23 protein-coding genes and 1 riboswitch are annotated in these 22,280 nt (G+C 72.8%); of the genes, 4 read left to right on the top strand and 19 right to left on the bottom strand.

From position 1 onward, the window contains the following. Positions 1-7: 7 nt before the first annotated feature. The 3 genes from pstA to pstS form a co-directional block, all read right to left on the bottom strand. Entirely contained in the window at positions 8-1,087 is a 1,080-nt protein-coding gene (gene pstA, locus I5Q34_RS18185; protein WP_199893340.1) for a phosphate ABC transporter permease PstA, read from the bottom strand. Next, the gene (gene pstC / locus I5Q34_RS18180) at positions 1,084-2,052 is read right to left on the bottom strand and encodes a phosphate ABC transporter permease subunit PstC (protein ID WP_234429067.1); all 969 of its coding nucleotides are present in this window, start codon (positions 2,050-2,052) and stop codon (positions 1,084-1,086) included. The genes pstA and pstC overlap by 4 nt, the downstream gene beginning before the upstream one ends. A 185-nt stretch (positions 2,053-2,237) precedes the next feature. After that, positions 2,238-3,368, bottom strand: coding sequence for a phosphate ABC transporter substrate-binding protein PstS (gene pstS, locus I5Q34_RS18175; RefSeq protein ID WP_199893339.1), 1,131 nt, complete (start codon positions 3,366-3,368; stop codon positions 2,238-2,240). Between the two features lie 358 nt (positions 3,369-3,726). Here pstS and I5Q34_RS18170 point away from each other — a divergent pair, with 358 nt between their 5' ends. Next, positions 3,727-4,815: a C40 family peptidase gene (locus I5Q34_RS18170; RefSeq protein ID WP_199893338.1), complete on the top strand. Its 1,089-nt coding sequence runs from the start codon at positions 3,727-3,729 to the stop codon at positions 4,813-4,815. Positions 4,816-5,039: 224 nt separating this feature from the next. Beyond that, positions 5,040-6,413 carry a SpoIIE family protein phosphatase gene (locus tag I5Q34_RS18165; protein WP_374193034.1) on the top strand — a complete coding sequence of 458 codons (1,374 nt, stop codon included), beginning with the start codon at positions 5,040-5,042 and terminating at the stop codon, positions 6,411-6,413. Between the two features lie 4 nt (positions 6,414-6,417). Here I5Q34_RS18165 and I5Q34_RS18160 read toward each other — a convergent pair whose 3' ends face one another. From I5Q34_RS18160 to I5Q34_RS18150, 3 genes are all read right to left on the bottom strand, one after another. Next, positions 6,418-6,756: a DUF2516 family protein gene (locus tag I5Q34_RS18160; RefSeq protein ID WP_199893336.1), complete on the bottom strand. Its 339-nt coding sequence runs from the start codon at positions 6,754-6,756 to the stop codon at positions 6,418-6,420. 131 nt (positions 6,757-6,887) lie between these two features. After that, entirely contained in the window at positions 6,888-7,490 is a 603-nt protein-coding gene (locus I5Q34_RS18155) for a hypothetical protein (RefSeq protein ID WP_199893335.1), read from the bottom strand. Between the two features lie 40 nt (positions 7,491-7,530). Then, on the bottom strand, positions 7,531-7,911 hold the full coding sequence (locus I5Q34_RS18150; protein ID WP_199893334.1) for a helix-turn-helix domain-containing protein: 381 nt from the start codon (positions 7,909-7,911) through the stop codon (positions 7,531-7,533). Between the two features lie 125 nt (positions 7,912-8,036). Between I5Q34_RS18150 and I5Q34_RS18145 the strand changes: the two genes are divergently transcribed. Then, on the top strand, positions 8,037-11,162 hold the full coding sequence (locus I5Q34_RS18145) for a BTAD domain-containing putative transcriptional regulator (protein WP_199893333.1): 3,126 nt from the start codon (positions 8,037-8,039) through the stop codon (positions 11,160-11,162). Here I5Q34_RS18145 and I5Q34_RS18140 read toward each other — a convergent pair. From I5Q34_RS18140 to I5Q34_RS18110, 7 genes are all read right to left on the bottom strand, one after another. Next, the gene (locus I5Q34_RS18140) at positions 11,143-11,934 is read right to left on the bottom strand and encodes an ABC transporter permease (protein ID WP_199893405.1); all 792 of its coding nucleotides are present in this window, start codon (positions 11,932-11,934) and stop codon (positions 11,143-11,145) included. The genes I5Q34_RS18145 and I5Q34_RS18140 overlap by 20 nt on opposite strands. A 277-nt stretch (positions 11,935-12,211) precedes the next feature. Beyond that, the gene (locus tag I5Q34_RS18135) at positions 12,212-13,192 is read right to left on the bottom strand and encodes a folate-binding protein YgfZ (RefSeq protein WP_199893332.1); all 981 of its coding nucleotides are present in this window, start codon (positions 13,190-13,192) and stop codon (positions 12,212-12,214) included. Positions 13,193-13,201: 9 nt separating this feature from the next. After that, positions 13,202-13,645, bottom strand: coding sequence for a Fur family transcriptional regulator (locus I5Q34_RS18130; protein ID WP_199893331.1), 444 nt, complete (start codon positions 13,643-13,645; stop codon positions 13,202-13,204). Between the two features lie 39 nt (positions 13,646-13,684). Then, entirely contained in the window at positions 13,685-14,698 is a 1,014-nt protein-coding gene (locus I5Q34_RS18125; RefSeq protein WP_234429066.1) for an ABC transporter substrate-binding protein, read from the bottom strand. Between the two features lie 11 nt (positions 14,699-14,709). Next, positions 14,710-15,480 carry an ABC transporter ATP-binding protein gene (locus tag I5Q34_RS18120; protein ID WP_199893329.1) on the bottom strand — a complete coding sequence of 257 codons (771 nt, stop codon included), beginning with the start codon at positions 15,478-15,480 and terminating at the stop codon, positions 14,710-14,712. Then, on the bottom strand, positions 15,480-16,538 hold the full coding sequence (locus I5Q34_RS18115) for an iron ABC transporter permease (RefSeq protein ID WP_199893328.1): 1,059 nt from the start codon (positions 16,536-16,538) through the stop codon (positions 15,480-15,482). Before I5Q34_RS18115 ends, I5Q34_RS18120 begins: the two co-directional genes overlap by 1 nt. 132 nt (positions 16,539-16,670) lie before the next feature. Beyond that, positions 16,671-16,750: riboswitch (cobalamin riboswitch) on the bottom strand. 27 nt (positions 16,751-16,777) lie between these two features. Continuing rightward, positions 16,778-17,383 carry an FABP family protein gene (locus I5Q34_RS18110; protein WP_199893327.1) on the bottom strand — a complete coding sequence of 202 codons (606 nt, stop codon included), beginning with the start codon at positions 17,381-17,383 and terminating at the stop codon, positions 16,778-16,780. A gap of 260 nt (positions 17,384-17,643) precedes the next feature. On the opposite strand from I5Q34_RS18110, the gene I5Q34_RS18105 reads away from it, so the two are divergent. Then, a complete protein-coding gene (locus tag I5Q34_RS18105) occupies positions 17,644-18,009 on the top strand; it encodes a DsrE family protein (protein WP_199893326.1) in 366 nt (121 codons plus the stop codon). A 12-nt stretch (positions 18,010-18,021) separates the two neighbouring features. Here I5Q34_RS18105 and I5Q34_RS18100 read toward each other — a convergent pair whose 3' ends face one another. The 6 genes from I5Q34_RS18100 to I5Q34_RS18075 form a co-directional block, all read right to left on the bottom strand. Continuing rightward, a complete protein-coding gene (locus I5Q34_RS18100) occupies positions 18,022-18,276 on the bottom strand; it encodes a DUF3099 domain-containing protein (protein WP_199893325.1) in 255 nt (84 codons plus the stop codon). Between the two features lie 74 nt (positions 18,277-18,350). Next, the gene (locus I5Q34_RS18095) at positions 18,351-18,638 is read right to left on the bottom strand and encodes a DUF1416 domain-containing protein (RefSeq protein WP_199893324.1); all 288 of its coding nucleotides are present in this window, start codon (positions 18,636-18,638) and stop codon (positions 18,351-18,353) included. Positions 18,639-18,667: 29 nt separating this feature from the next. Next, the gene (locus tag I5Q34_RS18090; RefSeq protein WP_199893323.1) at positions 18,668-19,510 is read right to left on the bottom strand and encodes a sulfurtransferase; all 843 of its coding nucleotides are present in this window, start codon (positions 19,508-19,510) and stop codon (positions 18,668-18,670) included. Positions 19,511-19,813: 303 nt separating this feature from the next. Beyond that, positions 19,814-20,518: a DUF2993 domain-containing protein gene (locus I5Q34_RS18085; protein ID WP_199893322.1), complete on the bottom strand. Its 705-nt coding sequence runs from the start codon at positions 20,516-20,518 to the stop codon at positions 19,814-19,816. A 106-nt stretch (positions 20,519-20,624) separates the two neighbouring features. After that, entirely contained in the window at positions 20,625-21,887 is a 1,263-nt protein-coding gene (locus I5Q34_RS18080) for a hypothetical protein (protein ID WP_199893321.1), read from the bottom strand. Between the two features lie 10 nt (positions 21,888-21,897). After that, a complete protein-coding gene (locus I5Q34_RS18075) occupies positions 21,898-22,185 on the bottom strand; it encodes a MoaD/ThiS family protein (protein WP_199893320.1) in 288 nt (95 codons plus the stop codon). Between the last annotated feature and the right edge of the window lie 95 nt (positions 22,186-22,280).

Below are 22,280 nucleotides of genomic sequence, written 5' to 3'. Positions count from 1 at the left end.
GCCTCTTTCAGCGGGGGTTCTTCGGGGCCTTCCAGCGGGCGATGCCCCTGGCCACCAGGTTGAGGATCATGACGAAGGCGATCAGGACGAGAGCCGCCGCCCAGGCGCGGTCGTAGCCGGCGTCGTTGCCGGCCGCCCACTGCTCGTAGATGTAGTAGGGGAGGGAGGACTGCGCCCCGTCGAACGGGTTGTTGTTGATCACCTGCGAGCCGAAGACCAGCAGCACGATCGGCGCGGTCTCGCCCGCGACGCGGGCGACGGCGAGCATGACGCCGGTGGCGATGCCGCCGATGGCGGTGGGCAGGACGACCTTGAGGATCGTGCGCCACTTGGGCACCCCGAGGGCGAGGGACGCCTCGCGCAGCTCGTTCGGGACGAGCTTGAGCATCTCCTCGGTGGAGCGGACCACGACCGGCATCATCAGGATCGCGAGCGCCATCGCGCCGGCGAAGCCGGAGTAGCCGAAGTCCAGCATGATGATCCAGAAGCTGAGGACGAACAGGCCGGCGACGATCGAGGGGACGCCGGTCATGACGTCCACGAAGAAGGTCACGGCCTTGGCGAGCCGCCCGCGCCCGTACTCGACCAGGTAGACCGCGGTGAGCAGGCCCACCGGGGCCGCGATGGCGGTGGCGAGGCCGACCTGCTCCAGGGTGCCGATGATCGCGTGGTAGACGCCGCCGCCGGGCTGGACGGTCAGCACGCCGGCCATGGAGTGGGTGAGGAAGCCCCCGTCGAGGACCTTCACGCCGCGCGCGACGGTCTCCCAGATCAGCGAGACGAGCGGGACGACCGCGACCAGGAAGCAGGTCCACACCAGGCTGGTGGCGAGGCGGTCCTTGGCCTGGCGGAAGCCCTCGACGCGGGCCGTCAGCCCGTACGTCAGGGCGACGAAGAGCACCGCGGCGATCAGGCCCCACTGGAAGCGGCTGCTCAGACCGGCCCCGAGGCCGATGCCGCAGCCGACGGCGGCCGAGAGGGCCGCGATCGCGGCCGGGGCCCAGCGGGGCAGCCGCGGGCGGCGCAGGCCGGCGGACGGGGGGACGGCGTCGGCCGGTACGGGCCGGCCCAGGGTCGCGTCGGTCATGCCGAGTACTCCTTGCGGCGCGCGATGATCATCCGGGCCGCGCCGTTGACCAGCAGGGTCAGGACGAACAGGACGAGGCCGGAGGCGATCAGCGCGTCCTTGCCCGTCTCGCCGGACTCCTTGAAGCTGCTCGCGATGTTCTGGGCGAACGTGCCGCCGCCCGGGTCGAGCAGGCTCTTGGAGATCAGGAAGCTGGGGGAGAGGACGGTGGCGACGGCCATCGTCTCGCCGAGCGCGCGGCCCAGGCCCAGCATCGAGGCGCTGATGACGCCGGAGCGGCCGAAGGGCAGCACCGACATCCGGATGACCTCCCAGCGGGTCGCGCCGAGCGCGAGCGCGGCCTCCTCGTGCGTCTGGGGGGACTGCCGGAAGACCTCGCGGCTGACGCTGGTGACGATCGGCAGGATCATGATCGCCAGCAGGATGCCGATGGTGAACAGCGAGCGCGCGGCGCCGTCGTGGTAGGCCAGGACGCCGGTCCAGCCGAAGTATTCGTCCAGCCAGGAGTAGAGCCCGCCGAGGTGCGGCACCAGGAACAGGGCGCCCCACAGGCCATAGACGATCGAGGGCACGGCGGCCAGCAGGTCGATGACGTACGACAGCGGCGCGGCCAGCCTGCGCGGCGCGTAGTGCGAGATGAACAGCGCGATGCCGACGGCGACCGGCACGGCGAGCACCATGGCGATCAGCGAGCTGACGACCGTGCCGAAGGCGAGGACGGCGATGCCGAAGACCGGCGGATCGACGTTGGCGTTCCACTCGAAGGTCGTGAAGAAGTTGCCCTGGTCCTGCGATATCGCGTGCGCGGCGCGGACGGTGAGGAAGACCGCGATGGCGGCCATGATCACCAGGAGGAGGATCCCGGAGCCCCGGGAGAGCCCGAGGAAGATCCGGTCGCCGGGGCGGGCGGCGGCCTTGGCCGGGCGTCCGGCGGGTGGTTCTGCTGGTTCTGCTGAAGTCGTCATTTCCATGTCGTCCACGGGAGTCTCCGGTCTGCGGGGCCGGGCGCGGGGCGTCCGGCCCCGGTGCGGCGGTGCACCGGACGGCGCGGCCTGCCGGGATCCGGAGGGGGAGCTCCGGGGGAGGGCCGGCCGCAGGGTTCAGAAGTGGCCCGCCGGGCCCGTCGGGCTTGCCGGGCCCGGCGGGTTCGTCAGGAGAGGCTCGCGATGTTCTCGCGGACCTTCTTGGCGATCTCGGCGGGCAGCGGGGCGTAGCCGAGGTCCTTGAGGACGGACTGGCCCTCCTCGCTCGCGATGTAGGTGAGGAAGGACTTGGTGGCGGGCAGGGTCTCGGCCTTGTTGCCCTTGTCGCCGACGATCTCGTAGGTCACCAGGGTCAGCGGGTAGGCGCCCTCGGCCTTGGTGGTGTAGTTCAGCTTGAGCGCGAGGTCCTTGCCCTGGCCGGTGATCTTCGCTTCGGCGATGGCCTTGGAGGCGTTCTCGGAGCTGGCCTCGACCGGGGCGGACGCGCCGGTGTTCAGCTTGACCGTCTTGATGCTGCTCGCGGTGGCGTAGGACAGCTCGAAGTAGGAGATGGCGCCCTGGGTCTGCTTGACCTGGGAGGAGACGCCGGCCGAACCGTCCGCCGCCTGGCCGCCCTTGGGGGCCCAGGCCTTGGCGGGGGCGTAGGGCCACGACTTGTCGGCGGCGGCCTTGAGGTACTTGGTGAAGTTGTCCGTGGTGCCCGACTCGTCGGAGCGGTGGAACGCCTGGATCTTCAGATCGGGGAGCTTGGCGTCCTTGTTGAGCTTGGCGATCGCCTCGTCGTTCCACTTGTCGATCTTGCCGTCGAAGATCTTGGCGAGGGTCTCCGCGTCCAGCACCAGGTTGTCCACGCCCGGGACGTTGTAGCCGATGGCGATGGGGCCGCCGACCAGGGGGAGGTTGATGCCCTGGCCGCCCTTGACGACGCTCTTGGACTTGGCGACCTCCTCCGGCTTCAGCGGCGAGTCGGAGCCCGCGAAGGCGGTCTTGCCCTGGAGGAACTCCTGGATGCCGGCGCCGGAGCCAGTGGCCTTGTAGTTGATCTGGATGTCCTTGCAGGCCGCCATGAAGTTCTTGACCCACAGGTCCATGGCGTTCTTCTGGGCGGACGAGCCGGAGGCCAGCAGCTGGCCCTTGCCGTCGCACTTGACGTCGCCGGCGGCCTTGGTGGAGCCGGTGCCGCCGGAGCCGCCGGCGCTGTTGTCGTCGGAGCCGCACGCCGTGAGGACCAGGGCGCCGGAGACGGCGATGGCGCCGAAGGCGACGGCCCGGAGCCGGTTCTTGCGCTGAAGCTTCACTTTTCGGGTGTTCCTTCCGATGGCCGCCGCTGGGGCGGCGTGCGAGAGCTGGGTGCGGGTGTGGCGGGAGTTTCCACAGCGCGGCCACTGGTTCGTGGGTGGCCGTGCAGCCCCTGTTCCACGGCCGAAATTAAGCAGATCAGGTGAAGCCGTCGAAGGGGTGGGGTGAACACGCGGTGAACCTCGGCCATCAGTGCGGTGCCACCGAACGGATCTCGCCAGAACGGGTTTCCGGCCAAGTGTGATGCAGCTCTCTGTTGGTTTTGTGACGCTCGTGACACGATCCGTTCCGCGCGTCGCGGCAGGTGAAGCCGTGGGGGTCGAATCGCGGAGGTGTCCGGTGGGGCGGAACGGTGCCATGGTCGGCAGGAGCACGGGCGGCGGGGACGGGGCCGTCCGGAGACCGCCGCACGCCCGGCGCGTCCTCGTCGCCACCGCCCTCGTCTGCGCGGCCGTCGCGGCCGTGCCCCAGACCGCGTGGGCCGATCCGGCGCCCCCGAAGCGGAGCCTGGAGGACGTCCACAAGGAGGTGGAGTCCCTCTACCGCAAGGCCGAGGCGGCCACCGACGCGTACAACGCCGCCGACGAGCAGGCCAAGCTCCAGGAGAAGAACGCCACCGGCCTCGCCAAGAAGGTCGCCGACGCCGAGAAGCGGCGGCGGGAGATCGAGGACCGCATCGGCGAACTCGCCCGCTCCCAGTACCGCTCCGGCGGCCTGGCCCCCTCGGCCCGGCTGTTCCTCGCCCCCTCGCCCGACGACTTCCTCGCCGCGCTGGACTCGACCCGCCGCGGCCAGGACGCCACCCGCCGCCTGCTCGCCGAGACCGAGTCGGTCAAAGAGGAGCTCGGCCGCTACGCGAAGGCGGCCGACGAGCGCTGGAAGCGGCTCAAGGAGGAGCGGAAGAAGAAGGCGGACGCGAAGAAGGAGATCGAGGCCCGGCTCGACGCCGCCAGGAAGCTCGAATCGCGTCTGGAGGACGCGGAGCGCGAGCGGCTGAAGAAGCTGGAGGAGGAGAAGGCCCGCCGGGCCCAGCAGCAGTGGCTCGCCTCCGACGCGGTCAAGGGCCTCTCCCTCAAGGACTCCGCGGGGTCCTCCACCGACGCGGGGCGGCGCGCGGTCGAGTTCGCGACCGCACAGATGGGCAAGAACTATGTGTGGGGCGCGGTCGGTCCCGACACGTACGACTGCTCGGGCCTCACCTCCCGGGCCTGGGCCACGGCCGGGCGCCCGATACCGCGCACCTCGCAGGAGCAGTGGCGGCAGCTGCCCAAGGTCGAGGTCAAGGACATGCGGCCCGGGGACCTGATCATCTACTTCTCGGACGCCAGCCACGTGGCGATGTACATAGGCGACGGGACGATGGTGCACGCGCCCCGGCCCGGGCGGCAGGTGACGCTCGCGGGCGCCGGCTCGATGCCGGTCCTCGGGGTGGTCCGGCCGGGCTGAGCCGGACGAGGCCGGCGCCGGAACGGTCACCGAAGCCGTCACGGGGACTGGGACCCCTGCCGCACAACGGCCATGAGACGCCCGCCACAACGGTGTTGAGGCGCGCGTCACGTAACCCCCGTCACTCGTCCTCCTGAACGCCCGCCGCACACCCGTCCCCGGCGTGACGTATCTCATGGCGCATTCCCGCCTCCTCGCCCCAAAAGCCCCGTTGGCAACGGCATATGACAGAGGCGGGTGGCTCCGTACCATTCCGTTCGCCCGCGCCCTCCCGCTACTGTCACGTCGGGCGCCGCTCCCCGCGGAGCCGCCCCGGGGGGCACCTCCCGGCAGCCGCCGGGGGAGGAAGGAATACCGACGTGACGCCCGTAACCGCACCCGGCCCGGCGGGGACCCCCGCCGGACCGCCCGACGGCGGGCTGACCCTGCTGGTCATCGAGGACGACCCGGCGGGGTCGCTCTCCGTGCCCGAGCTGGCCGACATGACCGTCGTGGCCGGCAAACCCGTTCGCATCCGCACCGCGCGCAACCTCACCGAGGCCGAGCGGCTGCTCACCGACGACGTCCACTGCGTCCTGCTCGACCTCGACCTGCCCGCCGCGGACGGCGCCGCCGGTGAGCTGGAGGCCCTGCGCCGCGTGCTGCGCCTGGCCCCCGGTCACGCCGTGCTCGCGCTGACCTCCGGGAACGACGCCGAGCGCGCCGCCGAGGCCGTGCGCGTCGGCGCGCAGGACTACCTCTGCCGCGACGAGCTCGACGGCCCCGTGCTCAGCCGCGCCGTCCGCTACGCCGTCGAGCGCAAGCGCGCCGACCTCGCCCAGCGGCAGCTCACCGAATCCCGGCTGCGCGCCCAGGAGAACGCCCGGCTGGAGCGCGGGCTGCTGCCCAACCCCCTGCTCGACGGCTCGGAGTTGAGCTTCGCCGCGCGCTACCGGCCGGGCCGCAGCCGCGCCCTGCTCGGCGGCGACTTCTACGACACCGTCCGCACCCCCGACGGCACCGTCCGCGCGATGATCGGCGACGTCTGCGGCCACGGCCCCGACGAGGCCGCCCTCGGTGTCGAACTGCGCATAGCGTGGCGGGCGTTGACCCTCGCCGGGCTGAGCGGCGAGGCGCTGCTCGGCACGCTCCAGGAGGTGCTGGAGCACGAGCGCGCCGACCACGAGATCTTCGCGACGCTGTGCATGCTGGACATCGCGCCGGACGGCCGCTCCGCCGGGCTCCACCTGGCCGGGCACCCGGCCCCGCTGCTCGCGCGCGGCGGCGAGGAGCCCCGCCTGCTGCCGCAGGACGGCGGCGGCCCGGCCCTCGGCCTGCTCGCCGGGGCGCGCTGGCCCCGCCTGGACGTCGGACTCGGCGGTTCCTGGAGCCTGTTGATGTACACCGACGGCCTGATAGAGGGCCGGGTGGGCGCGGGCGCGCGGCGGCTCGGACAGGAGGGGATGGTCGAGATGATCGGCCGTCGGATGAAGGAGGGGCTGGCCGGCGAGGAGCTCCTCGACGCCGCCGTGGCCGAGGTACGTGCCCTGAACGGCGGGGAGTTGACGGACGACCTGGCCGTCCTGCTGCTCGACCGCGCCGGCCGTCTCGGTCGCTGACCGGTCAGCGGCCGCCGTTGTACGGCCCGTACGGACCGTCCGAGCTGGAGCCGCGGCGGCGCGGGCCGCGGCCGGAGACCTGCTTGAGTGCCGGGCGCACGTCCACGAAGTAGACGATCGTGGCGATCAGGCCGAGGATCGGCAGGAAGCCCCAGACGCCGAGGAAGATGTTCACGGCGACGGCGACGCCGAGGATGATCAGCCAGAAGCCCTTGTTCTGCTTGTCCGCGGCGCGGTACGCGTCGTCCCGGTGGACGGCCGCGTTGACGAAGGCGGCCAGCGCGAAGACCAGGAGGCCGAGGGAGATCCAGCCCCAGATCATGTTGAAGCCCTGTACCAGCATTGCCGCCCACCTCTTGTCGTCTGCGACGTCGCCTGTGACGCGTACGGTCAGCCTCTCGCTGCCCACCGTACCCGGGGAACGATCCGGGCACCGTGGAGGTGCCCGGATCGTTTCCGCGTACGTGCCGGCGGCTAGGAGGCGTCGTCCGCCTTGGCCTCGGCCTTGCGGGCCGTGGTGCGGCGCGGCGCGGCCTTCTTCGCGGCGGGCTTGTCGTCCTCCTCCGCCTTGCTGTCCTCGGCCGTCTTGCCGTCCTCCGTCGCCTTGACGTCCTCGGCGGCCTTCGCGTCCTCCGCCGCCGCCTGCTCCTGCGGCTCGGTGGCCACGGGGATCTCCGCGGCCTCGTTCGCCGGCTGCTCGCCGTTCCAGGTCTTCACGGCCTCCCGGCCGCGCTCGGCCAGCTTGTCGAAGGCCTCGCCGCCCTTCGCGGCGAGCCCGACGGCCTGGCCGACGCCCTGCAGCGCCAGGTCCTGCACGGTCTGGCCGAACTTCTTGAAGTCCCCGTCGAGAGTTCCGACGATCTCGCCGACCTTGGCGGTGACCTTGTCCTGGGCCTCCTTGGCCCCCTTCGTCACCCGGTCGCCCAGGGCCTTGGGGTCCGTGCGGCGCAGCTGCTCGAACTTCGCGGGGGCGTCGGCGACGACCTGCCCGAGCTTCTCGGCGGTGAGGTCGGCGAGGCCGGCCGCCGCGTAGGCCGTGTCGGTGGCCGCCTTGCGGATGTCCTGGGTCGTGGCCATGCGTGGGTCTCCCGTCTCGCGGACCGGCTGCCCCGGTGGGTCAGCCGGAGGGCTTGCTGTCGTCGTTGTCCTTCGACGACCCGTTCTCCCTGCGGAACGAGTCGTAGATCTCCAGCAGAATCTGCTTCTGCCGTTCGGTGATCGAGGGGTCGGAGAGGATCGCGCTGCGGACCTCCGCCTCCTCCCGGCTCCGCTCGTCGAGGATCCCGGCCTGCACATATAGCGTCTCCGCGGAGATCCGCAGCGCCTTGGCCAGCTGCTGGAGGATCTCGGCGCTCGGCTTGCGCAGACCGCGCTCGATCTGGCTGAGGTACGGGTTGGACACGCCCGCCGCGTCGGCGAGTTGACGCAGTGTCAGCTGCGCGTTGCGCCGCTGCTCGCGCAGGTACTCGCCGAGGTTGCCGACGTTGAGCGATGCCATGCCGCCGATGCTGCCGCACGTTGCTAACTTTTGCAAGCGAGTGCTTGCTTTGGTTTATCCGGGGCTTACGCGCCCGCCCGCGGCCGGGAGTTACCGGCCGCCGGGCCTTGGCCTAATCTGCACGGATGACCACCGACCTGACCCTGCTGCCGCGTGTCGCCCATCGCGGACAGGAGGTCACCGCGCCCCGGCTCCGCGGCCTCCTCGCCCTGCTCGCGGGCGACTTGCGCACGGGCTGCAGCACCGAGCGGCTCGTGGCGGGGCTGTGGCCGGACGCGCTGCCGGAGCGGCCGGGGAAGGCGGTGCAGGTCCTCGTGTCCAGGGCGCGGGCGCAGCTGGGCGCCGACGTCCTCGCGAGCACGCCGGCCGGATACCGGCTCACCCTCGCCGAGGAGCAGGTCGACAGCTCCGCCCTGCTGCTGCACGCCGCCGCGAGCGCGGACCGGGCCAGGGCCGGGGACCACGCGGGATCGCTGGCCGCGGCCGAGGCCGGGCTCGCGCTGTGGGAGGGCACCCCCGACGGGGGCGGTGGCACCGACGACCCCGTGGCCGCGTTGCGTGCCGAGCGCGCCCCCGTCCGCGGCGCGCTCGTCCGCGCGCGGGCGCTCGCGCTCGCCCGCCTCGGACGGCACGCGGAGGCGGCCGGGCCGCTGGCCGCGGCCGCCGCGGAGCATCCGCGCGACGAGGAAGTGCTCGCCGAGCTGCTGCGCGGCGAGGCGGCGACGGCGGGCCCGTCCGCCGCGCTGACGCGGTACGAGGCGTACCGCCGTGAGCTGCGCGACGGGCTCGGCACGGATCCGGGCGCCGGGCTCAAGGCCGTGCAGCAGGAGCTGCTGCGCGGCGAACCGCCCGTGGTCAGACATGGTGTGCCGCACGAGCCGAACCCGCTCCTCGGCCGGGACGAGGACATCGCCGCGGTGGAGCGGCTGCTGCGCGCCTCCCGCGCCGTCACCGTCGTCGGCCCCGGCGGCCTCGGCAAGACCCGGCTCGCGCACGCCGTCAGCCGCCGGGCCGAGCAGCGCGTGGTGCATTTCGTGCCGCTCGCCGGCGTCACGGCGGACGAGGACGTGGCCGCGGAGGTGGCCTCCGCGCTCGGCGCGGGCGAGGGGCGGCCCGGCGCCGCGGGCGGCCACGCCGGGGCCGACCCGGTGTCCGGCATCCGCGGCGCGCTCGGCTCCGGGCCCGCGCTGCTGGTGCTGGACAACTGCGAGCAGGTCGTCCGGGGCGCCGCCGGCCTCGTCCGGGACCTCGTCGCCTCCTGTGAGGACCTGCGGGTGCTCGCCACCAGCCGCGCCCCGCTCGGTCTGACCTCCGAGGCGGTGTACGCGCTGCCGGAGCTCGGCCTCGACGTCTCGGTCGAGCTGTTCACCCAGCGCGCCCGCGCCGCCCGCCCCGGCGTGGAGCTGCCGCACGACGCGGTGGCCGCCCTGTGCCGCCACCTCGACGGGCTGCCGCTCGCCGTGGAACTGGCCGCCGCCCGCGTGCGGGTGCTGTCCGTACCCGAGATCGCCCGCCGCCTCGGCGACCGGTTCGCGCTGCTGCGCGGCGGCGCCCGCGACGTACCGGAGCGGCACCGGACGCTGCACGCGGTCGTGGACTGGAGCTGGAACCTCCTCGACGAGGACGCCCGCACCGCGCTGCGCACGCTGTCCGTCTTCCCCGGCGGCTTTTCCGGCGAGGCGGCGGAGCGGGTGCTGGGCGACGACGCGCTGCTGCTGCTCGAGCGGTTGGCCGACCAGTCGCTGGTGACCGCGGCCGACACCCCGGCCGGGGTGCGGTTCCGGATGCTGGAGACGGTACGGGAGTTCAGCGCGGCCCGGCGCGCGGAGGCGGGGGAGGACGAGGAGGCCGCCGGCCGTTTCCTCGCCTGGGCGCGGGGCTTCGGCCTCGCGAACCACGACGTGCTCTTCGGCGCCGAGCCGCTCGCCCACTGGGAGTCGCTGCGGGCCGAGCAGGACAACCTCGTCCTCGCCCTGCGGTACGCCCTCGCCCGCGGCGACGACCCGACGACCGCGTCCTGCACCGCCATGCTCGCCGCCATCTGGTCCACCGGCTCCAGCTTCGAGCGCCTCGCCGCCCTCGCCGCCGACACCGGCCCGGCGCTGTCGCACTACCGCCCGGACGCGGCGCACACCGAAGTGGCCCGTACCGCCGCGGCGGTGTGCACCGCCGCGCTCTTCCTCGGCTTCGGCCCGAGCCCCGTGCGCCAGCTCGTCACCCTGCGCCGGCTGCCGCCGGCCGCGCCCGACACCCTCGTCCGGGCACTCGCCCGAGTGCTGTGCGCGGTGCCGCGGATGCGGCCGCCCGCGTACGCGGCGCTGCGGGAGCTGTGCGACAGCCCCGAGCCGATGCTCTCGGGCATCGCCTGCGCCGTCGCCAGCTACGTCTGGGAGTACGAGCACGACCTGGAGCGGGCGATCGAGGCCGCCCGCCGGATGGCCGGCGTGCTGGGGCGGCTCGGCAATCCGCTCACCGAGATCCTTGCCCACGGCCGGCTGAGCGAGCTGAGCCTCCACGCCGACCAGGGGGAGGAGGCGTACGAGCGGCAACTGGCCATGGTCGACGCGCTGCGCCGGCTCGGCGACACCGGCGACTCCCTCGGCGTTCGCTGGGGCCTGGCGCTGGCCTGCCTGCAGCGCGGCGCCTGGGAGGAGGCCGAGGAGTGGCTGCGGCTGGCCGAGGAGAACCAGCCGGCGGACTTCGGGCTCCACTCCCCCGATCTCGCGACCCGCGCCGAGATCGCCATCGCCCGGGGCACCAGCGAGGTCGGCCTCGGGCTGTGGCGGCGCGCGGTGGCCAGGCTGCGTGAGAACGCGCCGGGCCAGGGCATGGACCCGTACACGGACCCGTGGGCCCTGCAGATCTTCGGCACCGCCGTGACCGCGCACGCCTGGGCCGGACGGCTGGAGCCGGTCGGGGAGCTGCTGGCGGAGCTGCGGGAGCGGCTGCGTGCGACGCTGTCCCGCCGGGACGCGCCCTCGCCCCAGCTCTCGGCGTACGGCACCGCGCTGTACGGGCTCGCCGTGGCCGGGCTGACCACGGGCGACGCCTCGGCGGTGCGGCTGCTGGCGCTGGCCGAACGGCTCGGCGTGCTGCGGGAGTTCCAGCCGACGATGGCCGCCGGCCGGGCCCGGCGGGCGGCCTCGGACGCGGACGGGGCGGCGTACGCCGACGCGGTGTCGGAGTACGCCGCCCTCGGCCGGGACGAGCTGCGGGAGGCCACTTCGGCGGCTATCGCGGATCGCGGTTGAACTGCGCCTTCGACCAGAAGTAGCCGAGTGCGGCGAGCGCCAGGCACCAGGCGACCGCGAGCCATCCGTTGTGGCCGATCTCGGTGCCGAGGAGCAGGCCGCGCAGGGTTTCGATGGCCGGTGTGAACGGCTGGTACTCGGCGATCGGCCGGAACCAGCCCGGCATCGCGTCGGCCGGGACGAAGGCGCTGGAGATGAGCGGGAGGACGATGAGCGGCAGCGCGTTGTTGCTGGCCGCCTCGGCGTTCGGGCTGGCCATGCCCATCCCGACCGCGATCCAGGTGAGCGCCAGGGCGAACAGCGCGACCAGCCCGAAGGCCGCCAGCCACTCCAGGGCCGTGGCGTCCGTGGACCGGAAGCCGATGGCCACGGCGACGGCCCCGACGAGGACCACGCTGGCGAGCGACTGCAGCACGCTGCTGATGACGTGTCCGATGAGCGCGGACCCTCGGTGGATCGCCATCGTGCGGAAGCGGGCCATGATGCCCTCGGTCATGTCGGTGGAGACGGACACCGCGGTCCCGATCGTGGAGCTGCCGATGGTCATCAGCAGGAGGCCCGGGACAAGGTAGGCGATGTACGCGGAGCGATCGCCGCCGCCGATGCCCGCGCTCATCACGTCGCCGAAGATGTAGACGAAGAGCAGCAGCAGCACGATCGGCGTGAGCAGCAGGTTCAGGGTGAGGGACGGGTAGCGCCGTGCGTGCAGGAGGTGGCTCCGCCCCCTGCACCCCCGAAGCGCCCTCCGGGCGCTGTCCTCAAACTCCCCCAGAGGGGGTGCCCCCAGACGGGCTGAATCAGCCCGTCCGGCGTTTGAGGACGAGCGGCGAAGCCGCGACACGGGGTCCGGGGCGGAGCCCCGAAGCGGGGTCCAGGGGGCGCAGCCCCCGGTCAACGCGGCGAAGCCGCGTTGCGGGCCGAGGGACGGAGTCCCGCCCACCCGCGCGGAGCGCGGTGCCGGGCCCCGGGGCGCAGCCCCGGAAGAGACAGTGAGAGTGGGGGTGCCCCCTCTGGGGGAGGGTCCGGGGCACAGCCCACCCCCCACCCCCCTACGGCTCGACCACGACCTCCTGCGACGCCGCCGTCCCCTCCCCGACCAGCAACCCCGCCCCCACGGGAACATTCCGCTTCACCAGCGCCAACGCGATCGGCCCCAGCTCGTGGTGCCGCGCCGACGTCGTCACGAAGCCCAGCTGGCGCCCCTCGGGGCCGTCCGACGCCAGGCGGACCGGCGCGCCGTGCCCGGGCAGGTGCACCTCGCTGCCGTCGAGGTGGAGGAAGACCAGCCGCCGCGGTGGCTTGCCCAGGTTCTGGACGCGGGCGACCGTCTCCTGGCCCCGGTAGCAGCCCTTCTGCAGATGGACCGCCGTGCCGATCAGGCCCACCTCGTGGGGGATCGTCCGGTGGTCGGTCTCCAGCCCCAGCCGCGGCCGGTGCGCCTCGACGCGCAGCGCCTCGTAGGCGAGGACCCCCGCCGCGGGCGCGTGCGAGGCCGCGAAGGATTCGAGCTCACCGCGCGGCAGGAAGACGTCACGGCCGTACGCCGTCTCGCGGACGACGACGCCGTCGGGGACGGACGCGATCGAGCCGGCCGGCAGGTGGACGACCGCGAAGTCGTCCGTCCGGTCGGCCACCTCGACCCGGTAGAAGAACTTCATGCTCTCCAGATAGGCCGCGAGCGCCTCCTGCGTGCCGGGCTCGACGTGCGCCCAGACCGTCTCCCCGTCGTCGACGAGGTAGAGCGCGTGCTCGATGTGGCCGTTCCCGGTGAGGATCAGCGCCTCCGTCGCCTGCCCGGGCGGCAGTTCGGTGACGTGCTGGGTGATCAGCAGGTGCAGCCAGCTCAGCCGCTCGGGGCCGGAGACGGTGACCACCCCGCGGTGGGAGAGGTCGACGAAGCCGGAACCGTCGGCGAGGGCGCGCTGTTCGCGGAACAGGTCGCCGTAGTGCGCGGCGACGCCTTCGTCCGGGCCCTCGGCGGGGACGGCGCCGGGCAGCGACAACAGAGGGCTCTTCGATTGACGCAGCATGGGCCCAGCCTACGACCCGGCGGAGTCGTCCTCCGGGGCGCGGGAGCACGAGGCGCACCGCCCGAAGATCGCGAAGTGCTTCATGTCCGTGTCGAAGCCGAATTCCTCGCGCAGCCGCGCGGTGAAGTCGTCCGCCACCGACAGGCCCGCCTCGGTCACCCCGGTGCAGTCCCGGCACACCAGGTGTATGTGGTCGTGCCGGTCCGCGAGGTGGTACGTGGGGGCGCCGTGCCCGAGGTGGGCGTGGCTGACCAGGCCCAGTTCCTCCAGGAGCTCCAGCGTCCGGTAGACGGTGGAGATGTTGACGCCACCGGCGGTCTTCCTGACCTCGGTGAGGATGTCGTCCGGCGTCGCGTGCTCCAGCCGGTCCACCGCCTCCAGCACGAGCTGGCGCTGCGGGGTCAGCCGGTAGCCGCGCCTGCGGAGATCGCTCTGCCAGTCGGTGTCCACCACGCTTCCAGTCTAGGCGGGCTCAGGACCCCCGTACCCTTCTCAGTCCCGGACCCCCTTCAGATAGCCCGCCAGGGCCGCGATGGCGTCCGGGTTGCGCGGGCTCTCGACGAGGTCGACGTAGTCCAGGACGAAGATCCGCTTGTTCTTGATCGCGGGCACGTCCTTCAGCGGCGGGTAGGAGAGCAGGAACCGCTTCTTCTCCTCGGCGCTCACCGCCCCGTAGTTGTTGATCACGATGACCTCGGGCCGGCGGTCCACCACCGTCTCCCAGCTCACCGTCGTCCAGGTGTCCTTGATGTCGCCCATCACGTGGTCGCCGCCGGCCTTGGTGATGATGTCGTGCGGGCCCGCGAACGCCCCCGAGGTGACGGGCTTGTCGCGGCCGTCGTCGTAGAGGAAGACGCTCGGCCGCTTCCCGTCCTTCGGGATGCCCGCCTGCGCGTCCGCGACCTTCTTGCGGAAGCCGGCGACGAGCTTCGCCGCCCGGTCCTCCACGTCGAAGATCTTCCCGAGCGTGGTGAGGTCGGTGTACAGCGCCTCCAGCGGCGGCATCACACCGCGCTCGTTGCCGCTCCCGCTGCGGCAGGACTCGGTGAGGACGTACGAGCCGATGCCCAGCTTCTTCAGCGCCGCGGGCGTGAAGTTGTCGCCCTCGCCGAAGCCGTAGTTCCAGCCCGCGAAGACGAGGTCCGCCTTCGCGTCCAGCACCATCTCCTTGTTGATCTGCTTCTTGGAGAGCCACTTGACCTTGTCGTAGCCGTCCTTCCAGGGGACGTCCTGGCGACTGGCCCGGTAGTCCGGCGCCACGTAGCCGGCCATGTGCTTCTCCAGGCCCAGCGCGAACATGATCTCGGCGATGCCGACGTCGTTGGTGACCACGCGCCGCGGGGCCTTGTCGTACGTGGTCTTCACGCCGCAGTTGGAGACGGTGACGGGGTAGTGGCCGGACGACTCGGCCTTGTCCCCCGGCTCGGACGACTCGGACACCTTCGCGCCGCACCCGGCCAGGGCGACGACGGTGACCAGTGCTGCGGCGGTGCGGGTGATGCGCATGGTGGGGATCCTCATCGGGGAAGGCGGTCGAAGAGCAGCTGCGGTATGCCGGTCTCCGGGTGGGGCACCCGGTGCGCCCGTACGCCGAAGACGTCGGCCAGCAGCCCGGTGGTCAGCACCTCGCCGGGCGGGCCGGAGGCGACGAGGCGGCCGCCGGCGACGACGTGCAGGACGTCGCAGTGGGTCGCGGCCAGGTTGAGGTCGTGCAGCGCGGCCAGCACGGTGAGCCCGGACTCCCGTACCAGCGCGAGGACTTCGAGCTGCTGGCTGATGTCCAGGTGGTTGGTCGGCTCGTCCAGCACCAGCACCTTCGGCTGCTGGGCCAGGGCGCGGGCGATCAGCACCCGCTGCTTCTCGCCGCCGGAGAGAGTGAGGAAGCCGCGCTCGGCGAGGTGCCCGGCGCCGACCCGTTCCAGGGCCGTCGCGCAGATCTCCCGGTCCTCGGCGCTCGTCCGTACGGCCGCGCGCTGGTGCGGCAGCCGTCCCATGGCGACGATCTCGGCGACGGTGAAGTCGAACTCGCTGCCCGACTCCTGCGGCAGGGCCGCCAGCCGCCGCGCGCCCTCGCGGGCATCGAGGGCGTGCAGGTCGTCGCCGTCCAGCAGCACCCGCCCGTGCGTGGGCCGCAGCGCGCGGTAGACGCAGCGCAGCAGGGTGGACTTGCCGCTGCCGTTGGGGCCGACGATCCCGACGAACTCGCCGCTGCCGACGCGCAGTTCGACGTCCCGGACGAGCCGGGTGCCGGAGATCTCGACGGACAGGTCCTCGATGTCGACGCGCATCAGGCACCCCCGAAGACGTAGCCGCGGCGCCGCATCAGCAGGACGAAGCAGGGCACCCCGATCACCGAGGTGATCACCCCGACGGGCAGTTCGACGGGGGCCAGCAGCAGCCGCGAGATCACGTCCACCCACACCAGCAGCACCGCGCCCAGCAGCGGGGCGACGGCCAGCACCCGGCGGTGGTCGGCGCCGACCAGCATCCGGGCGGCGTGCGGGACCATCAGCCCGACGAACCCGATGGCGCCGCTGACCGCGACCACCGCCCCGGTGACGGCCGCGACGACGACGAACAGCACCCGGCGCCGCCGCTCGGGGTCCACGCCCAGCGCGGAGGACGTCTCGTCGCCCATGGCCAGGACGTTCAGTGCGCGGGCCGACCAGAAGAGGTAGCCCAGGCCGAGGAGGACGGCCGCGGCGGCCAGCGGGACGGACTGCCAGCTCGCGCCGCCCAGGCTGCCCAGCAGCCACATCATCGCGGAGCGGGCCGCGTCGCCCCGGTCGGCGCTGAAGACCATCAGCGCGGTGATCGCGGAGAAGCCGTAGTACATGGCCGTGCCGGTGAGCACCAGCCGCAGCGGCGTCAGCCCGTGCGCCGTGCGGGCCGCGGCGTACACCAGGGCCATGGAGGCGAGCGCCGAGATGAACGCGGCGCTGGACAGCGCCCAGACGCCGAGCGAGCCGAGCGCGCCGAAGAGCAGCACCGTGTTGGCGCCGACGGCGGCGCCGGAGGAGATGCCGAGGACGAACGGGTCGGCGAGCGCGTTGCGGACCAGCGCCTGGGTGGCCACGCCGACGGCGGAGAGCCCCGCGCCGACCACGGCGGCCAGCAGGGCGCGCGGGAAGCGCAGCTCCCAGACGATGGTGTAGGCGGAGATCTCGTCCGCCCCGATCTCCCCGCCGGTCAGCCCCGCGCGCAGATAGCGCAGGACGTCCCCCCAGCCGATGCCCGAGGAGCCGAGCCCCACGCAGCAGAGGATCGAGACCAGCAGGGCGACGCCCAGCCCGGTCACCAGGAGTGGCAGCGGCAGCCGCCGGGACGCGGCCGTCGAGGGTTTCACGGAGCTGTGCCTTCGCCTCGGGCCGTGGGCCTGGGCGGTACGGCGTACGCACCGAGGAGCGCCCCGCGCCGCGAGCCCGCGGGGGCCTCCCCTCGCAGTCCACGGCGAGTTGTCAGGAGAGCGCGCCGCCGCGGGTGATCGGGCTCGCGGAGTGCTTTCGCGCACTCCGCCCACCGTTGCGGGTCAGCGCCGGACTCTCACCGGACTTCCCCCGCGGGGCGCTGTCGAGCGGCCGTGGGTTACGGCTGCTCGGGGTTGTACGGGGTGCCGTCCGGGCGGAAGAAGGAGACGCCGTCGGGCAGGTCGTCCGGCAGGTTCCGGGCCCACTCCTCCAGGGCGGCCACGTCGGCGGTCTTCTTCAGCTGCGCCGACATGTACGGCCGGAGCGGCACCTCGGGGGTGGCCTTCTCGCCGACCCACATCAGGTCGCCCTTGACGTAGCCGTAGAGGCGCTTGCCGCCGGAGTACGGGCCGGACGCGGCGGTCCGCGCGACCGCGTCGGTCACGATGTCGATCTGCGGCTTCTTGTCGGCCAGCTCGCCGTACCAGACCTCGACGATGCCCTGGTCGCGGATCATGACGACCTCGACCTGGCGGTTCTTGTCGATCCGCCAGTAGCCGCTCTCGGTCTCCAGCGGCCGCACCTTGTTGCCCTCGGCGTCGAGCACCCAGCTGTGCGACGTGTACTCCAGGAAGTCCCGGCCGTCGTGGGTGAAGGTGACCTCCTGGCCGAAGTTGCACTTCTCGGAACCGGGGAAGTCGGCGACGCCGGCACCCTCCCACTTGCCGAGGAGGAACACGAGGGGGACCAGGTCCCGGTGCAGGTCGGACGGAATCTCGATCATGAGCTCAGACGATCTGTAGGGGGGTGAACAAGGAGGGTCAGCGCTGGCCCTGGTACAGCTTCTTCCAGGTCAGTGCCGAGAAGGCGAGAACGCCGACGGCGACCAGGACCAGCAGGGCGGTGAAGAAAGCCTCAAGCACGAGCGCGCTCCTCGGTCGGAGGGGGAGTGTTTACGGACCGGGTCGAGTCTAGTCGGAGGGCCGTGCCGCGGCTCTGTGAGGTCGGTCCCGCCCCTTCGGGGCGGCCCCCTAGAGTGGCCCCATGCGGAAGAAGCTCGTGATCAAGGTGACGGCGGGCGCGGACGCGCCCGAGCGGTGCTCGCAGGCGTTCACGGTGGCGGCCGTCGCCGTGGCCAGCGGGGTCGAGGTGTCGCTCTGGCTGACCGGTGAGTCCTCCTGGTTCGCGCTGCCGGGGCGGGCGGCGGAGTTCGAGCTGCCGCACGCGGCGCCGCTGCCCGAGCTGATCGACGGGATCCGGGCCGGCGGCGGGATGATCACGGTGTGCACCCAGTGCGCGGCCCGGCGGGGCATCGAGGAGAAGGACCTCATCGAGGGCGCCCGGATCGCCGGCGCGCAGGTCTTCGTCGGCGAGGTCATGGCCGACGGCGTGCAGGCGCTCGTGTACTGACGGCACCGTCCGTCATCTGTGGTCGCGGTCGTCGAGCTCGTTCCACCAGCGGTCCGACTCGGGGTCCCCGGTCTCGTCCCACCAGCGGTCGTCCGGGCCCCGGCGGTTGGCCACGACGGCCGCCACCGGCGGGATGACCATGGCCACCAGGCACATCCCGATGGCCGCGGGCACCGACCAGAGCCGCACGACGGCCCAGGCCAGGACGAACAGTCCGATGCAGGTGCCCATCATGGCGAAGTACACGTGCCGTCGCCGTGCGTACATACGTCAACGGTACGGCGGCGCGGGCCGCGCGGCGAGGGCCGCGCCCCGGGTGGGGAACGCGGCCCCCGCGCACGTCAGACGGCGATGGCGACCTCGGCCAGGCCGCCCTTCTGCGCCACGACCGTGCGGTCCGCCGTCGCGCCCGGGACGAGCGCGCGCACGGTCCACGTGCCCTCGGCCGCGTAGAAGCGGAACTGCCCGGTCGCGGAGGTCGGGACCTCGGCGGTGAACTCGCCCGTGCTGTCCAGCAGGCGGACGTAGCCGCTGACGGGCACGCCGTCGCGGGTCACGAAGCCCTGGATGGTCGTCTCACCGCTCCTGGCGGTCGAGGCGTCGGGGCCGCCGGCCTGTGCTCCACACATGATGATCCTTACCGTTGGTCGTCGCGCGGTCAGTTGGCGCCGAGCTCGATCGGCACGCCGACGAGGGAGCCGTACTCGGTCCACGAGCCGTCGTAGTTGCGGACGTTGGCCTGGCCGAGCAGCTCGTGCAGCACGAACCAGGTGTGCGCGGAGCGCTCGCCGATGCGGCAGTACGCGATGGTGTCCTTCCCGAAGTCCAGCCCGGCGTCCGCGTAGAGGGCGCGCAGCTCGTCGTCCGACTTGAACGAGCCGTCGTCGTTGGCCGTCCTCGACCAGGTGACGTTGCGGGCGCCGGGGATGTGGCCCGGGCGCTGCGACTGCTCCTGCGGCAGGTGCGCGGGGGCGAGCAGCTTGCCGCTGAACTCGTCGGGGGAGCGGACGTCGATCAGGTTGAGGTCGCCGATGGCGGCGAGGACGTCGTCGCGGAAGGCGCGGATCGAGGTGTCCTGCGGCTTGGCCTTGTACTCGGTGCGCGGGCGCTTCGGCACCTCGGCGACCAGGTCGCGGGAGTCCAGCTCCCACTTCTTGCGGCCGCCGTCCAGCAGGCGGACGTCCTGGTGGCCGTAGAGCTTGAAGTACCAGTAGGCGTACGCGGCGAACCAGTTGTTGTTGCCGCCGTAGAGGACGACGGTGTCGTCGTTGGCGATGCCCTTCTCGGACAGCAGCTTCTCGAAGCCCGCCTGGTCGACGAAGTCGCGGCGGACCGGGTCCTGGAGGTCGGTCTTCCAGTCGATCCGGATCGCGGACTTGATGTGGTTCTTGTCGTAGGCGGAGGTGTCCTCGTCGACCTCGACGATGACGGTCCTGGGGTCTCCCGCGTCGATGCGGGCCTGGATCCAGTCGGCGTCCACGAGGACGTCACTGCGGCTCATGTCGTTTCTCCTCCGGGGCAGTTGCGGGATAGCGCTTGCACGCGAGGGGCGCGCGGCGGTCGTGCGGGGAGGGGCCGTGAGCGGCCGGAGCGTCGAAGAGGGGAGCCGAACTCCCCGTCAGGGACGGCGACACAGGGTGGCGGCCATGCGGCCGAGGTCGACTGCCCGCCGCTTCGTGAGATCCGCCTGTCGCCTCATGGTGCCGATCGTAGGGACGGTGGGGGAGGTGTGTCACCGGTTCGCCGGATACTGAGATGAAGTGTCCCGGTATGTGGGATGGGTGGTGCCTCCCCCGGCGCGGTCTCAGCCCGCCAGGCGGACGTCCGTCCCGCCCAGCTCGATGTCGATGCCGCCCTGCGTCGGGTTGACCTTCGCCAGCGTGACGCCCTTCGGCAGGCCCGTGATCTGCCGCTCGAAGTCCGTCTTCTTGCGGATCAGGCCCTCCAGCCCCGGCAGGTCGTCCGGCACCTTCTCGGCGTGCACCCGCACGGTCGTGCCGTTCACCAGGGTCACCGAGGAGAAGACGCTGCGCGTCACCTGGCCCATCGGCAGCGGCAGGCTGCCGGTGACCTTGACCCGGCCGTTGCCGGAGGCGTCCTTGCCGCCGTAGCCGACGGTGATGCCCATGCCGGCGATCCGGCTCAGGTCGGCGTACGAGATGTGGGCCGTGCCCGTGGCCCGCTCGGCGACGGCCGAGGTGAAGCTGGAGTCGATCTCCACCCCGTGCAGGGTCGCGTCGAAGTCGGTGACCCGGATGGTGTTCTCGCCGGTGCCGGCGGTGACGCCGCCGCCCAGCGAGACCTCGACCTCGTCGAGCTTCTTGCCGGCGACCTGGGTCAGGAAGGGGAATCCCTTGATGGACACGTCCGGTGTGCCGGACATGTTCTGGCTGCTGCGTATCTTGTCCGCGGCTTCCTTCTCCGCGTACCAGACCGCCGCCCGGTCGGCGGCCACGAACAGGCCCGCCAGGACCACGGCGACGATCAACAGGGTGCGTATGGCGCGCATCGGGTGACGATCCCCCAGGTTCGGTTGGCCCACTGCCTTCCGGCGAGCCTAACCGGGTGACGGGGAAAACCCGTCGGACCCGGTCGGACCTGGGGGAAATCGCCCGTCAGAACAGCATCCGCCCCACGACGTACACCGCGGGCGAGGCCAGCGCCAGCGGCAGGGCCACGCCCGCCGTCATGTGGACGAAGCGCGACGGGTAGTCGTAGCTCGCCGCGCGCAGACCGGCCAGGGCACAGACGCCGGCCGCCAGGCCCAGCAGGGCGGCGGACGGGCCGGCGTGCACGAGCTGCCCGCCCAGGACGCCCGCGCCCGCCGCCGCGGCCAGCGCGATCACCGGCGCGGCCAGGGAGGGCAGCGGGAGGGCCCGGGCCAGCGCCGTCGCCGCGACGGCGAGGGCGCCGACGACCACGGCGTCCGGCTCCGCCGCCAGGTGCCCGGCCGCGAGGACGGCCAGCGCCGACGAGGCGGCGGCCGTCGTCAGCCCGTACAGCCGCTCGTCCGCCCCGGCGTGGCTGCGCAGCTGGAGCACGACGACCAGCAGCAGCCAGACGCCCAGCGTGCCGATCACCACCGTGGGCGCGTGCACCCGCTCGGTGGCCAGCAGGCCGGCGTCGGCGGCCAGGCCGCCGAGGAACGCCAGCGCGATGCCCTGCCGGGCCGGCCACATCCCGTTGAGCCGGAACCAGCCCGCCGCGGTGACCGCCTGGAGCAGCACCACGGGGACGGCCAGCGCGTACTGGCCCAGGTGCGCGGCGACCGCGGTCAGGGCCGCCAGGACGGCCGTCAGCAGGGCGGGCCGGAAGCCCGGCGAGAGGATCTGCGGGCGGCCCTCGGCCCTGGCCTTCTCGGCGGCCGTCAGCGGGCGGGCCGGCTCCTGCGCGAGGACCGGTGCGGGCGCCGGCGCGGGGGCGGGAGCGTGCGCGGGAGCGGGCTCCGGCCGGTACGCGGGCGCGGGCTGCTCCTGGGGCGCTCCCCAGGTGTTCTGCGCGGCCGTCTGCGCGGGGCCGCCGTAGGACGGCTCGGTCACCGGCAGCTGCTGCTGCCAGGACTGCGCGTCCCAGGACGGGGTCTCCCACGTCTGCGTCGGCTCGTCCACCGGCGCGTAGCCCTGCCGGCCCTGCTGCTGCCCGCCGGCGGCCGGCCAGGCGGCGGCCTGGTCCTGCGGCGCGGGCTGCTGCTGCGGGGCGTAGCCGTAGTCGTACGCGCCCTGCTGCGCGCCGTAGTACGGCTCGTGCGGGGCGTGCTGCCCGTACGTGTCGTGCTGCGGCTGCTGTTGATGTTGCTGCGGTTGCTGTGGCTGCCGCGGTTGTTGTGGCGGCTGCTGCTGGCCGTACGGATCGTACGGGTCGCGGTACTGGTCGCTCATGTGCCGGTTCTCACCCTCCTGCGAAGGGCGGGAGCACTTCCACCGTGCCGCCCTCGGCCAGCCGGACCGTGGAGTGTTCGCGGGTGCCGACCGGGTCGCCGTCCACGAGGAAGGAGCAGCGCGCGAGCACCCGCGCGAACTCCGGACGCCCCGCGTGCCGCTCCCGGGCCGCGGTCAGTGCCTCGGCCAGCGTCCCCGCCGCGTAGGGCTCCTCGGCCGTGCCGACGGCGGCCTTCGCCGCGGCCCAGTACCGGATCGTGCCGACCGGTGCCGGTCGCGCCGTGTGTGCGGTCGCCACGGCCCACCCCGCTTCCACGTTCTCGTATCTCGTTTCTCGTCGGCCTCCATGATGACGGGTGCCGGACCGGGCCCGGCGCCGAGCCGGAAAACCAG

It is taken from the genome of Streptomyces sp. AV19 (assembly GCF_015999245.1).
Classification (GTDB): domain Bacteria; phylum Actinomycetota; class Actinomycetes; order Streptomycetales; family Streptomycetaceae; genus Streptomyces.
This window is presented reverse-complemented; position numbering and strand designations above follow the sequence as displayed.